This is a genomic window from Baia soyae (assembly GCF_004341445.1).
GTDB lineage: Bacteria > Bacillota > Bacilli > Thermoactinomycetales > Thermoactinomycetaceae > Baia > Baia soyae.
The window spans coordinates 1-12,681 of record NZ_SLXV01000038.1 but is presented as its reverse complement, the minus strand read 5'-3'; the positions used below and the strand labels follow the sequence as shown (position 1 = coordinate 12,681).

Below are 12,681 nucleotides of genomic sequence, written 5' to 3'. Positions count from 1 at the left end.
TATTGTCCTCCTGCTCTTACGCTCTTTTATTTTACACGTGTACCATTTGGAATATCAGCAGAGACAGTAGACAGTACTAATTTCTCTCCTTCTTTCGCTGCTAGGATCATACCTTCCGATTGCTCGCCCCGTAATTTTACTGGTTTTAAGTTGGTGACTACAATCACCTTCGTCCCCACAATCTCCTGTGGTTGATAAAACTCAGCAATGCCAGAGACAACCTGACGTTTCTGCGTTCCGAGATCCAGTTGCAACTTAAGAAGACGATTCGCGCCTTTTACTGGCTCTGCCTCGAGAATCTCGCCCACTTTTAACTCTACCTTCATAAATTCATCAATGCTGATAAAGTCATCTTGTACTTGTACTTCCACTACCTCTTGCTTCGTTCCTGCTCCGGATTCCGCTTGATCAATTCCTTTATGCTGAGCGGCTGTATCTTTCATCATTTGAACGATTGCCTCCACTTCCACTTTGCCGTCTAAACGCGGAAAGATTGGATTTTGTTTATAAATCGGTACACCCGAGCAAAGCGCACCAAACTGATAAATGCTATCCCACTTCTTCTCTTCCTCAGTCTGAATGCCTATCTGCTCCCAAATCAAAAGAGGTGTCTTTACTAAGAACGGCTGAATACAAACACTTACGATCCGTACCACTTCTAGTAAAGAATACAGAACAGAGCCTAAAACAGCATGATTAGCAGGATCTTTAGCTAGATTCCACGGAGCATTATTCTCAATATATTTATTTCCTGCACGCACTACTTCCCACACCGCAGATAGAGCCACGGAAAACTGGAGATTCTCCATCGCATTTTCAAAACGCGTCACCACTTGATGCACAAGCGCTTGTAACTCGGCATCATAAGGGGTTGCTCCTTCCACATAAGTCGGGATCACACCATCGAAGTACTTTTCTACCATTGTAAGAGTCCTGTGTAGTAGATTTCCGAGATCGTTGGCGAGATCTGCATTCACACGCTCTACAAATGCTTCTGGCGTAAAGACCCCATCTTGTCCAAACGGAACCTCTCGTAAGAGGAAATAGCGATATGCATCGAGACCATATCGATCAATCAATGAAACAGGATCAATCACATTTCCCTTCGACTTAGACATCTTGTCCCCATTTACCAAGAAAAAGCCATGAGCAAAGACTTTCTTAGGTAGTGGAAGATCAAGCGCCATGAGGAAAATAGGCCAATAAATGCTATGGAAACGAACAATATCTTTTCCGATTAAATGGACATCTGCTGGCCAATAGTTTGCAAATTTATGTCGTAAGGATTCCTCATCCGCTTCATATCCAATCGCCGTAATATAGTTCGACAATGCATCCAACCAAACATACATGACTTGCTCTAGATCGTTTGGCAACGGAATCCCCCAGCTAAAGGTCGATCTAGAAATACAAAGATCTTCTAAACCAGGCTTAATAAAGTTTTGAATCATTTCGTTTTTCCGCGAAACGGGCTCAATAAACTCTGGGTGCTCTTCATAGTATTGAACAAGCCGATCTGCGTACTTATTCATACGGAAGAAATAACTTTTCTCTCTAATTTTGTTAACTGGGCGACCACAATCCGGGCAGTTTCCATCCTTTAATTGGCGGTCCGTGAAAAACGCTTCACAATCCACACAATAGAAGCCTTCGTACTCACCTAGATAGATATCCCCTTGGTCTAAAAAGCGTTGAAAAATCTTTTGTACCACTTTCTTGTGGCGATCTTCCGTGGTACGGATGTAATCATCATAGGAAATGTCCAGTTTGCTCCATAATTCTTTAATTCCCGCTACAATCTCATCCACAAACTCAATCGGAGTCTTGCCCATTTGCTCCGCTTTCCGTTGTATCTTCTGACCATGCTCATCCGTTCCTGTGAGGTACATTACATCATAGCCTCTAAGCCGCTTATATCGCGCCATCACATCACCGGCCACCGTTGTATAGGTATGTCCGATATGCAATTTGCTACTTGGATAATAAATCGGGGTTGTAATGTAATATGTTTTTTGTTTATCCATATAAAAAACTCCTTTCTGTACATAAAAAATAAAAATCTCACCCCTCAATTTTGGGGCGAGATTGGAATCACGCGGTACCACCCAATTTTCGTATAGAACCATTACCTGATTCCATACGCTCTGGTCAACCCGTTATCGCTGGTGTGCGCCCCCTCCTACTTAAACCAGTCATTCCGACTCGTGTTCAGAAGGGAAGTCTCATGGGCCATGTTCATCTACTCTTCCTATACCGGCTTTCACCTGACCCGGCTCTCTGGAGATAGGCTTCCTAGATTACTCTTCCAATCACAGACATAGATGTAAAGATGTCAATAAGCATATTATATGCAAACTTATTTTCAATTTGCAACTAATCCCGCTGAAAGCTACCAAACTTGTGAAGGCTACTAGCTTTTTGGTATGCTTTTCACATTCATAGAAAGAAAGGATGAAACAAGATGGAATGTACAATTGGCAATGTAAAAATCCCTTATCACATTTATGGTTCAGGACGTCCCGTTCTCATCATACATGGCCTGACACTGGACCATCGATCGATGACTGGTTTTATGGAACCTATCTTTTCCGCACGAAATGAATCTTGGAAACGAATCTATATCGACCTACCTGGAATGGGAGAGAGCGAAGGATATCAAGAAATGAACAGTTCCGATGAGATGCTAGATGTTGTGCTCCAATTTATCGATCAGATTATACACGAAGAATCGTTCCTAGTGGCTGGACAATCATACGGCGGATATATCGCCAGAGGGATTATTTCGAAGAGAAGGGCACAAGTAGACGGGGCCGCTTTCATCTGTCCCATGATCATCCCTGATAAAAATGAGAGAGATCTCCCTTCCCATCAAGTGCTCTATCAAGACAAAAAACTACTATCCCAGTTAAATCAAGAAGAACAAGAGGCCTTCCAGTCTCTCGCAATTGTGCAAGATGAAGCCTATTGGAACCGATACTGTGAAGAAATTCTGCCCGGTCGCTCCATAGCTGACTCCCACTTTATAGACAAGCTCCTGAGTCAATATGCATTTTCCTTTGATGTGGATCAGACCATCTCTTCCTTTGAAAGTCCCGTCCTTCTAGTGACCGGCAGACAAGATTCCATGGTAGGCTACCAAGATGCCTGGCGCCTACTAGAGAACTTCCCACGTAGCACCTTCGCCGTACTAGATCGGGCCGGACACAACCTACAACTCGAGCAATCCTCACTCCTCCACCATCTCTGCAACGAGTGGTTAGATAGAGTAGTAGAAAGTAACTAAAAGTAACTAACTTTATAGATAAGTAATAGAAAAAACGAATATATAAATAAATAATGAAGCAGGTCTACTAGGTAGCCACTTACCAAGCAGACTTGCTTTTCCTCATCCTCACAAGCTCACTACTCAGACAATAGTAATTTAGTGTAGTAGAAGGGCAATGTACCTGCCCCACTACACCAACTCAAATCGAGTCGCAAACGGTGACTCCACCCTCTTAACCTTCCCATCCCTCGCCCACTGCTCCAACTCCTGGCGCAAACGATGCAAATCCCAACCCAAACCCGTCTTAGAGTTCAACTTCTCCAACGTCGGCAGAAAATCACTATCGAAAAATGGAAACAGATCCTGAAGCGCCTCCAAAACCTGATCATCCTTATCCTGCTGAAATTGGGTCAACTCATCAAACGGATTAGATAGATGAGGACTATGTGTATACGCAGTCCGAATCCGAATAAAAACCGTTCTCCCAAATGCCGCCGAAGAAACAAACGTATCCCCTGAGCGCAAATACGGAAGACGCTTCCCCTCTTCATTCGTCAAATCCGTTTCTTCTTTTAATGTAGCAATATCCGTCCCACGCACCGTCCGAAATACCAGCTTCGTATTTAGCTGAGCGGTAATCGTTTCATCTAATAACGTCGGCCTTTGAGTGGCCAAAATCAAGAAAACCCCATACTTCCGGCCCTCCTGAGCAATTTCTTTTAAAATCGACTTAGCCGGGGATTCCACTGCTTTCGGTGCAAAGTTATGCGCTTCGTCCGTTACGATGACAAATGGCGGGAAAAAATGGCCTTCCTCCCCATTCATACGCGCATCTTTATACTCCCTGCGCTTTCGATACAATGCGCCTATCACATAGGTAGCAAACACCTGCAAAATCCAAGTGGAACCTTGAATCACTACCAATTTCCCTTGCTCAAGGCCCCGCTGAATCGCATCAATATTTTGCTGGAAAAGCCCCGCTCTCTCCAAACGCTGAAGCCGCCAATGTACCCCCTTCACCGAAGAATGAGGCATCGTACCATATTCTTGCAGAAGCTGATTTAAGTCCCGAATCCTCTGCACTTGAATCGGAGTCAAATCATCACTGCGAAGTTGCTTCTCTAAGCCCGCTTTTCCTTCTTCCAGTGCCTGTACCAGATTACTCACCCGATCACTAAAACTATTATAGGTATCTCTTCGCTTATGAAGCATCTGAATCGCATTCACCATCGGCTCCGAAAGCCCACCACCGGAAGCACCAAGCAGTTCAACGAGATCCCTTGTATTTAATTCGCTAAACGAAACCCCTACCTCCCGGCCAATCTGAACCACAACAGAACGATCTTGCAAATCCGGACATAGATGTGCGGTCTCCTCTCCAATATGACGAAAATCCATCTCAAAATGAGGGTCAAAGACAACCGTCGGAACTCGCAACTTCATAACTTCTTCTAACATCACCCTGAGCCCAAACGATTTCCCCGATCCAGACCCCCCGAAGACGCCAATATGCGGATACTGTTGCATCGTTCGAATATCAAAGATAAACGGAACCCCTCTCTGCCCCCTGAGGACTCCCTGCTCCATCATCATCATTTGATTTTGCAGTTCTAGGTCCATATCGTGCCCCATCGGCTCCGTTCCCCGGATCTCCCCAAGGATCATTCCTGCTCTAGGAGTTGACTTAACCAGCAAATGACGAACCTCATAAAATTGAGGCAAGCGAACTTGACAGCCCGTACGAATCGGATGAGCTGCCTCTTCAAACAGCCGTACCTTAGCAATATTAATCTCATCCGCATCGATGTTATATCCAATCTGTTCAAGCGTATGTAAGACCTGTTGATCCACCATCGATTTATCATATCCCATTGGGATTAAACGATTATAAGAAAGCGTCTCAACGACTTCGCCCTTTGGATGATAAAGAGCTGCATCTTCAATCACCAAAATCTCGTTCATTCGAAATTTACGATCTTTGGATACCACATGTACTTCCTGCTGTGATGTAATCCCTACTACCTGCATAAAAAACTTCCTTCCCTCTTATAATCAAGTCAAATGAACCAATCACATTAAATAACTCGCTCGCTTCTCTTTGGACTTAATAAACGATGCCGTAAATCAGGGTCAATATACTGATCTACCATTGTCTGTACTAGTGGATTCGTCACTCGCACCTCTTGATCCACTATATCCAACCAATAAGGAATCCCGCGCCCCTGCATAGGAGTCAGCGAATAAATCAAACGAAGTAGTGAAATGCGATCTTGCTTCTGAAGCAATAAACCATCCACTCCGATGGGGGCTGGACTATAGGAAGGTCGAAACACCATCTTCCACATCTTCGTTCCCGCAGGACTCCACTCTGACCATTCATACGCTTCTCCCACATCTAGCAAGCCATATAGCAAATCACGATCCGACCATGCTGGATGCTCAGGAAATACCTGCTTTGCTAAGCCACGTGACCCTACTTCCTCAGCAATTCCTACTATTAACACGCCACTTCCCTCTGCCAATTCCGCTACCTTGTCCCATTCATCCGCATCGTCAAAATGATAATGAAGCAAAGAGCCATCCATCATCACCACATGTGGTTGCCAATCTCGAATCGCTTTTTTCGCTACCTTTAGCTCTAGACGAGACAATCTCGCACCACGCTTCTGCGCTTCACGAGCCAATAAACCCTCTGCCTCCCACTCATCTTGGATCAAAGGAGTATACACATCGGCTTCCCAAGCTTCCTCTCCTTGTGTCCCTTTCGCTAGTGCTTGAAATACAGAAAGCGTCCTCATCTCGATTCCTTTGGTTGAGTTTACCGAGCCATCTACTCCAACGACACTCTTTCCTTTTGCCCAATCCTGTAGCTCAAAATCGCTAAATCGCTCAATCCGCACAAACTTCCCGATCTCAGAGAGATGCTCACGAATCCGTTGTGGATGCAACAAGTCCTGGGGATAAGTTTCTCTCAATTTTAGATTCAATCGCTTTAATTTAAATTGAAGTTCTTCCGATACTTTAAATATATTAATCATCCTCTCACATAGATCTAACCCTCTTCTGAAAACCTTTTATAGCCAATTTCATCTACTTTTGTCTAAATCAAGAAATTTTCTATAAAACTCCTAAAGAATTATTGACTGACATGGTAATCGCTGGTATGATGATTTTGACATCAAATATGTCGAAATTTGACGTATATTTTAAAAAGAGATGATCGAAACCAATGAACCGCCAGAATTGAGGGGAGATTTCAAATGCTAAAATCAACTGGTATTGTACGTAAGGTAGACGAGCTAGGTCGTGTCGTAATCCCTATCGAGCTTCGTCGTACGCTAGGCATTGGCGAAAAGGATGCATTGGAGATCTATGTAGACGGTGAGCGCATCGTTCTTAAAAAATATGAGCCTGCCTGCATCTTTACTGGTGAAGTTGACGAAACCGTTCGTTACAAAAATAAAGTAGTTAGCAGAAAGTGCATCGAAGAAATGTATTCTCTCATCGAAGCAAATGATTCCGTAGTCGCTGAGTAATTTATGCCGCTCTTATATACCATATCATAACAATATTGGTAGATGTTATGAATCACATAAGATTTTCAATTCCAGAACACATAGTATATTTTGATTAAGAAGAAAAAAACCAGTTAAATCTCGAGACAAGTCATAGAGATTCAGCTGGTTTTTTCGATCTTATGTATGATAAAGATTATATACCTCTCTTTTTCCCACATCGCGATCCTTAGAAGTTTGTAGTATCGCATCTTTTGTACTCATCCCTTGGCTTCGGTAGTGCTCCACATGTTCAATAACCTCTAAATCAGCCCACCAAGCTGGATGCGCCTGATTAAATTCAGATTCATCGGCCCCTTCAAAGATACATACATACTCTCCTCGGACTCCATTCTCCTTTATATACGACAAACATTCTGAAATAGAGCCTCGTAGCCACTCTTCATGTTTCTTCGTTAATTCCCTCGCAATCGCTACTTGACGATCCCCCCAAGCATCCATCGCATCCGAAAGTAAGTCAACCAATCGATGGGGCGCCTCATAACTAATCAATGTGACAGGCATCGTCGCCCATTTCTTTAACTCTTTTCTGCGATCTTTTTTGTCTCGTGGAAAAAAACCTAGAAATAAAAATGGTTGCGGGACCAACCCTGAAGCGACTAACGCTGTTAGAGCAGCATTCGGACCCGGAATCGGCACTACCGTAATCCCCTCTTCTACTGCCTCTCGAATGACCACCTCTCCTGGATCCGAGATTCCTGGCATCCCCGCATCACTTACCAATGCAATCGACTTTCCCTCTAGAAGCTGTTGAATCAAAAATTTCCCTTTTGATTGTTCATTATGCTCATGATAACTCGTCAGAGGAGTCGAAAACTGAAAAGCAGAAAGGAGCTTTTTGGTATGTCTCGTATCTTCTGCCGCAATTAAATCAACGTTGGCTAAAACCTCCCGGGCCCTTGGAGAAAAGTCTTGTAAATTCCCAATCGGAGTCCCCACTACATATAGGATTCCTGTTTTGCTCGATTCATCAAAGCTCTTCTGAACCTTCATGTTAACCCTCTTTCTTGAATAAGCCTTAATTTCTGCGACCGTGTCATTTGCTTAATTTCGTATTCGCGCCGTTGTGCCCAAGATCTCCCTATTCCTTCCTCTTGATAGACATACCTAACAGGGGTTCTCGCTCTTGTATAATGTGCCCCTTTACCCGAATTATGAACATCCAATCGCCTACTAAGATTCGTTGTACATCCCGTATAAAGAGTTTCATCTTTGCAACGCACAATGTATACATAATAGGGAATCTCCTTCAATTCCTCACCCCATTTATGAAAAAAACGCTGGGAGACTTTCTTCCCAGACGTTATTCATCAGATATGGTTTTGTTTAAAAAAGCGAGACAGAACAGACAATCACCTTCCGTCCGCATTCGACCATAATGGACATTACAAATATGAAAGCCTTCTTCATATAACTTGGTTAGATTATTATAACCCTCTTTGGTTTCTGGTACATCCGCATCTGTATGCTCTGATATGACTGAGGTTGTCGAATTTGATTTCATACCATTCGATGCTGCTTGAAAATGTTCTTGGTAACGTTGTTTTTCCAATACCAAGCGTGTATTTTCTTCTATCAATTCTATAACCTGTGCTTTTAAGTTGCCTATTTCTTCATATAACTCGTCAATCCGTTCTTCCACCTGAGCAACCTGCTTGAAAATTGCTTGTTTATCCAAGCTACCACCTCGTTACTTCCAGACACGTTTTCCAGATCCATCTTAGGCTTCAAGTGTAACTTCGTCTAAAGAATGCTCTACTGTCTTACCAGAGCCGGCCAATTGTACTTGCACTCGTCTCTCTAACAAATCAAGCAACACAACTTCACCTTCACCCTCTGGTGTATGTACATGTTCACCAAGGTCTGGCAAAGGTACTGCATTTCCTTCGTAGTGATCATTTTCATACTTTAAACAGCACATCAATCTACCACATAGACCTGAGATCTTCGTTGGATTCAGCGATAGGTTTTGATCTTTTGCCATCTTAATAGAGACAGGTTCGAAATCTCCTAGAAACGAAGAGCAACATAACACACGACCACAAGGCCCCAGTCCACCCAGCATCTTCGCTTCATCCCTAACTCCGATCTGCCTCAGTTCAATGCGAGTCCGAAAAGCCGCTGCTAGATCCCGAACGAGTTCACGAAAGTCCACCCGTCCGTCTGCAGTGAAATAAAAAATGATCTTATTGCGATCAAACGTATATTCTGCATCAACCAATTTCATCACTAAGGAATGGAAGAGGACCTTCTCTTTGCAGATTTTGAGAGCTTCCATCGCAGCCTGCTCATTTTCCATCATCTGCCTCGTATCGTCGCTAGTAGCAATTCGGATCACCTGTTTCAACGGAAGGACTACTTCGTCCTTTGAAACATAGCGTACACCTACTACCACCTGACCATACTCAATTCCTCTTACCGTCTCTACAACCACAGCATCCCCTTGCTGGATTTGTAGATCCCCTGGATCAAAAAAATAAATCTTGCCCGCTTGTCTAAAACGGACACCAATAATCTTAAACACTCAAGGATCCCTCCTGCATGCCGCCCAATTCACCTGATGGGGGTTCTTCTGCATGGGGTCAGCAACTTTCACCCTATTCAAAAGATGATGTCTCCATCCCCAACTTGCTCGGGATCTGTCTCACATTCACGCCTGTTTTGAAACAATCTTCAAAAATGAAAATAGAAAAACATCTATATCATATGGTATATACCGTAGCAATCAGACAGCGGATACTCCCTCTACTCATTCTATCACCTGTTCATAAACTTCGGCAAACTCTTCTTCTGGAAACAACTTAATTCATGAAGCAGAATCCCCTTATGACATAAGCCGTAATATATCCTGTTTGATTTGCCAGTTAATATCCTCCAACTCTTGATCGCCTTGTATCACCATATATCTATGTGGATATCTTGTGGATAACTCAAGATATCCCTCACGCACACGTCGATGAAACGAGGAATCCCGCTGTTCCATCCGATCCTTATCTCCTCCACGCGCACGTACCCTGCTTTCGCTCACTTCGGGAGAAATGTCCAATAAGTACGTTCGATTCGGTGTAAGCCCAGAAGTTGCTTTCTCATTAATCGTAAGCACAGTCTCTAACGAAACACCTGCTCCATAACTTTGATAGGCGACACTTGAGTCCACATAGCGATCACAAAGAACCATTTTCCCTTCTGCCAAAGCAGGCATAATCACTTCACCCACCAGTTGTGCTCTTGATGAGGCATACATTAGCACCTCTGTTAACATCGACATCTCATCAAAATCTGGACGTAGCACCAATTCTCGAATCTCATTTCCAATACGAGTTCCACCTGGTTCACGTACATGAATGTATGAAATTCCCTGATGATCCAACCATTCACATATTCTGCGTATCTGAGTCGTTTTTCCTGCTCCTTCTGGTCCTTCAAAGGATATAAATAAGCCGTCCATTGATTCACTCCAATTCATCGATCCCACAATCTGTTTTTAACTATATTAACACTAACTCCTACTGTTAGTTGATCTTGATATAATCCTCTAATTCGATAGCCAGCCCGATCGGCATCTTTTAGATACTCCATCCATTCCTCTGTTAAACGTTCACCCGGCAAAAGTACTGGGATACCTGGCGGATAGGGTACGATCGGTTCTGTAATAATCCCGTCTACGGCTTCTTCTAATCTCACCCGATCACATGGGTGTTTCCTGATTTCTTGGAAAGACAACACAAGTTCCGTTTTACTTGGTAAGTGAAGAGCATCGGGATTCCCCACCATTATATTACTTTCCTGAATATTGCTTTCCTGAATCTCTAGCCAGCGGTCCAAATCCCATAACGCTTCCTTCAATCGGATCAAAGACCTATCAGGATGAGCTAGCGAGAAGCAAAATAACACCCGACGATGATCCGCTAATTCTGTATAAACTCCCTTATCTTCTAGAAAAGTTTGCATTTCAATCCCTGAGGTTTGTCCACGGCTCGTGATGACCATTTTACACGGGTCCTGACATCTTAAATGATGGCACGATAGCTCTTGAACCCATTTACATTGCGGAAATGTATCTTTTTTAAACTGGTCTAATTCATTCAGCAATCGTTCAAATAAATGGTATCCATCTACCGCAACCTGTTTTCGTGCCAAATCTAATGAAGCAAGCAGCGGATATGAGGGACTACTCGATTGAACAACTCGTAATTGGCGCTCCAGATCATCTACTTTAATCCGCTTGCTCCCTATATGTAACATCGAACTCATTGTCATCGAACCAAGCATTTTATGAGTCGATTGTACAACGAGATCCGCTCCTTGTGACAACGCAGAATTTGGAAGACCCGGATAAAAACCGAAATGAGCTCCATGAGCCTCATCTACCAATAGCACTACATCAAATTGATGGCAAATATCAGCAATTTCTCTTATAGGCTGGATCATACCATAGTAGCTTGGGCTTGTAATCACTACTAATTTAACCTCACTTTGCTTGCACTTTTCCTCCAACCAACCCAGATCTAGCGGCTTTTCGAACCCTGTATCCGAATGATATGTATCTTTCCAGTAGATAGGTGAAACACCTGCTAACATGCATCCATGAAATACGGACTGATGACAGCTTCGTTGGAGAATCACTTTGTCTCCAGGCAGGCACATTGTAAGGATACTCGCTATATTTCCAGCTGTACTTCCACCGACCAGATAAAATGTTTTCTTAGCTCCAAAAGCCTCTGCTGCAAGATGCTCAGCCTTAGCAATCACTCCGCATGGATGATGAAGGTCATCTAAGCCTGTTATTTCTGTTTGATCTATTCGAAGAATAGATCGAAACAAATCATCTTTGTGATCCATAAAATTCTCGCCCTGCTTATGCCCAGGAACGTGATAGCTATCTGTCTTCTTGTTTCTATGATGTAGCAACGCCTCATAAATCGGGGTTTCTTGCTGATTTTCCATTTGGCTAACAAACCTTCCGTACAAAAAATAAAAGGACTTTAGAAAGTCCCTTCCTCTCGTATATCAATCTCATTTAACCATATCTTTTTCAATCTTGAAACATGGAACAAATACATTTCTGGCTGATCACAATCTGTATTTATGATTACCTGCTCACAACAGGTACATATAGGCTTTTCCAACAAGTGTAACATATCTTCTTGGATGGTATGACATATAAGACATGGTTCTTGAAGGTACTCTATTTTAGTCATTCCTTCACTCATCTCTTTTCCCCCTTATTCCGAACCTTTTTCCTTATCTTCTATAATTGACCAAATGTTCCTTTTTTATAACCATACCGTTCAGATTATACATTCTATTATCAATCTATTGAAATGTAACTCCTTATCACTCAGCCAATTTTTTCGATAAATTACCTTTTTAGTTGAATAAAAAAGCCGTAATTGTGACATCGTACCTCTTATAGGAGGTATGATCGTTATGATATCTGTAAAACAAGCGATTCCATTCGTTTTTTGTATATTTATTCCGATTTTAACCATATTACGCCTACTTTTTATTTCACGCAACCGTGCTAATGCCGTAGAGGGAACTTCTCATCCGACTGAGCCATCGACCCTACAACCAAATCCAGAGTAACAATAAGGACTTTTATCTGGTTGTAAGCACCCCGCTTCAGATTCTATTTCACTCCCCATCCGGGGAAATAGATAATCAACATTTAATTCACTACATAATCGTTTAAGAAATAAAAGAAGCATCTAGTTTATCCAAATAGACTAGATGCTTCTTTTACTATGTATGCCTGGCGACGTCCTACTCTTCCAGGACCCTGCGGTCCAAGTACCATCGGCGCTGGAGGGCTTAACGGTCGTGTTCGGGATGGGAACG

General features: G+C 42.9%; 13 protein-coding genes, 1 rRNA gene and 1 other annotated feature. Of the genes, 3 read left to right on the top strand and 11 right to left on the bottom strand.

Annotated elements, in window-relative coordinates; translation table 11 throughout:
• Window positions 1–26: 26 nt before the first annotated feature.
• Window positions 27–2,024, bottom strand: a complete 1,998-nt coding sequence (metG, locus tag EDD57_RS11200) for a methionine--tRNA ligase (RefSeq protein WP_131849532.1) — start codon at window positions 2,022–2,024, stop codon at window positions 27–29.
• Between the two features lie 48 nt (window positions 2,025–2,072).
• Window positions 2,073–2,322: a binding site (T-box leader), on the bottom strand.
• 139 nt (window positions 2,323–2,461) lie between these two features.
• On the opposite strand from metG, the gene EDD57_RS11195 reads away from it, so the two are divergent.
• Complete coding sequence (locus tag EDD57_RS11195) at window positions 2,462–3,283, top strand: alpha/beta fold hydrolase (RefSeq protein WP_131849531.1); 822 nt, start codon at window positions 2,462–2,464, stop codon at window positions 3,281–3,283.
• A 171-nt stretch (window positions 3,284–3,454) separates the two neighbouring features.
• On the opposite strand, the gene EDD57_RS11190 is transcribed toward EDD57_RS11195, so the two are convergent.
• Window positions 3,455–5,293: an ATP-binding protein gene (locus tag EDD57_RS11190; protein WP_131849530.1), complete on the bottom strand. Its 1,839-nt coding sequence runs from the start codon at window positions 5,291–5,293 to the stop codon at window positions 3,455–3,457.
• A gap of 47 nt (window positions 5,294–5,340) precedes the next feature.
• Window positions 5,341–6,303, bottom strand: coding sequence for a DNA double-strand break repair nuclease NurA (locus tag EDD57_RS11185; protein ID WP_131849529.1), 963 nt, complete (start codon window positions 6,301–6,303; stop codon window positions 5,341–5,343).
• 222 nt (window positions 6,304–6,525) lie between these two features.
• Between EDD57_RS11185 and EDD57_RS11180 the strand changes: the two genes are divergently transcribed.
• Window positions 6,526–6,801: an AbrB/MazE/SpoVT family DNA-binding domain-containing protein gene (locus EDD57_RS11180; RefSeq protein WP_093292044.1), complete on the top strand. Its 276-nt coding sequence runs from the start codon at window positions 6,526–6,528 to the stop codon at window positions 6,799–6,801.
• A gap of 159 nt (window positions 6,802–6,960) precedes the next feature.
• On the opposite strand, the gene rsmI is transcribed toward EDD57_RS11180, so the two are convergent.
• The 7 genes from rsmI to EDD57_RS15165 all read right to left on the bottom strand — a co-directional run bounded on the left by rsmI (window position 6,961) and on the right by EDD57_RS15165 (window position 12,041).
• Window positions 6,961–7,833, bottom strand: a complete 873-nt coding sequence (gene rsmI, locus EDD57_RS11175) for a 16S rRNA (cytidine(1402)-2'-O)-methyltransferase (RefSeq protein WP_131849528.1) — start codon at window positions 7,831–7,833, stop codon at window positions 6,961–6,963.
• Window positions 7,830–8,084, bottom strand: coding sequence for a GIY-YIG nuclease family protein (locus tag EDD57_RS11170; RefSeq protein WP_131849548.1), 255 nt, complete (start codon window positions 8,082–8,084; stop codon window positions 7,830–7,832). The genes rsmI and EDD57_RS11170 overlap by 4 nt, the downstream gene beginning before the upstream one ends.
• Before the next feature lie 59 nt (window positions 8,085–8,143).
• Window positions 8,144–8,518, bottom strand: a complete 375-nt coding sequence (locus tag EDD57_RS11165) for an initiation-control protein YabA (RefSeq protein ID WP_131849527.1) — start codon at window positions 8,516–8,518, stop codon at window positions 8,144–8,146.
• A 42-nt stretch (window positions 8,519–8,560) separates the two neighbouring features.
• Window positions 8,561–9,364 (bottom strand): PSP1 domain-containing protein, encoded by an 804-nt coding sequence (locus EDD57_RS11160; RefSeq protein WP_131849526.1) that lies wholly within the window; start codon window positions 9,362–9,364, stop codon window positions 8,561–8,563.
• A gap of 300 nt (window positions 9,365–9,664) precedes the next feature.
• The gene (gene tmk, locus EDD57_RS11155; protein ID WP_131849525.1) at window positions 9,665–10,288 is read right to left on the bottom strand and encodes a dTMP kinase; all 624 of its coding nucleotides are present in this window, start codon (window positions 10,286–10,288) and stop codon (window positions 9,665–9,667) included.
• Between the two features lie 14 nt (window positions 10,289–10,302).
• On the bottom strand, window positions 10,303–11,787 hold the full coding sequence (locus EDD57_RS11150) for an aminotransferase class I/II-fold pyridoxal phosphate-dependent enzyme (RefSeq protein WP_131849524.1): 1,485 nt from the start codon (window positions 11,785–11,787) through the stop codon (window positions 10,303–10,305).
• 38 nt (window positions 11,788–11,825) lie between these two features.
• Window positions 11,826–12,041 (bottom strand): sigma factor G inhibitor Gin, encoded by a 216-nt coding sequence (locus tag EDD57_RS15165; protein WP_424205836.1) that lies wholly within the window; start codon window positions 12,039–12,041, stop codon window positions 11,826–11,828.
• Window positions 12,042–12,270: 229 nt separating this feature from the next.
• Here EDD57_RS15165 and EDD57_RS14455 point away from each other — a divergent pair, with 229 nt between their 5' ends.
• A complete protein-coding gene (locus tag EDD57_RS14455; RefSeq protein ID WP_165873780.1) occupies window positions 12,271–12,429 on the top strand; it encodes a hypothetical protein in 159 nt (52 codons plus the stop codon).
• A gap of 164 nt (window positions 12,430–12,593) precedes the next feature.
• Here the strand turns inward: EDD57_RS14455 and rrf are convergent.
• A 5S ribosomal RNA gene (gene rrf, locus EDD57_RS11140) occupies window positions 12,594–12,681 on the bottom strand; the annotation flags it as partial.

Bases quoted from the DNA above. Each gene is read 5' to 3' on its own strand.
- EDD57_RS14455 (WP_165873780.1), top strand. From the start codon at position 12,271: ATGATATCTGTAAAACAAGCGATTCCATTCGTTTTTTGTATATTTATT.
- EDD57_RS11185 (WP_131849529.1), bottom strand. From the start codon at position 6,303: ATGATTAATATATTTAAAGTATCGGAAGAACTTCAATTTAAATTAAAG.
- EDD57_RS15165 (WP_424205836.1), bottom strand. From the start codon at position 12,041: ATGACTAAAATAGAGTACCTTCAAGAACCATGTCTTATATGTCATACC.
- EDD57_RS11180 (WP_093292044.1), top strand. From the start codon at position 6,526: ATGCTAAAATCAACTGGTATTGTACGTAAGGTAGACGAGCTAGGTCGT.
- EDD57_RS11195 (WP_131849531.1), top strand. From the start codon at position 2,462: ATGGAATGTACAATTGGCAATGTAAAAATCCCTTATCACATTTATGGT.
- EDD57_RS11150 (WP_131849524.1), bottom strand. From the start codon at position 11,787: ATGGAAAATCAGCAAGAAACCCCGATTTATGAGGCGTTGCTACATCAT.
- metG (WP_131849532.1), bottom strand. From the start codon at position 2,024: ATGGATAAACAAAAAACATATTACATTACAACCCCGATTTATTATCCA.
- EDD57_RS11190 (WP_131849530.1), bottom strand. From the start codon at position 5,293: ATGCAGGTAGTAGGGATTACATCACAGCAGGAAGTACATGTGGTATCC.
- tmk (WP_131849525.1), bottom strand. From the start codon at position 10,288: ATGGACGGCTTATTTATATCCTTTGAAGGACCAGAAGGAGCAGGAAAA.
- rsmI (WP_131849528.1), bottom strand. From the start codon at position 7,833: ATGAAGGTTCAGAAGAGCTTTGATGAATCGAGCAAAACAGGAATCCTA.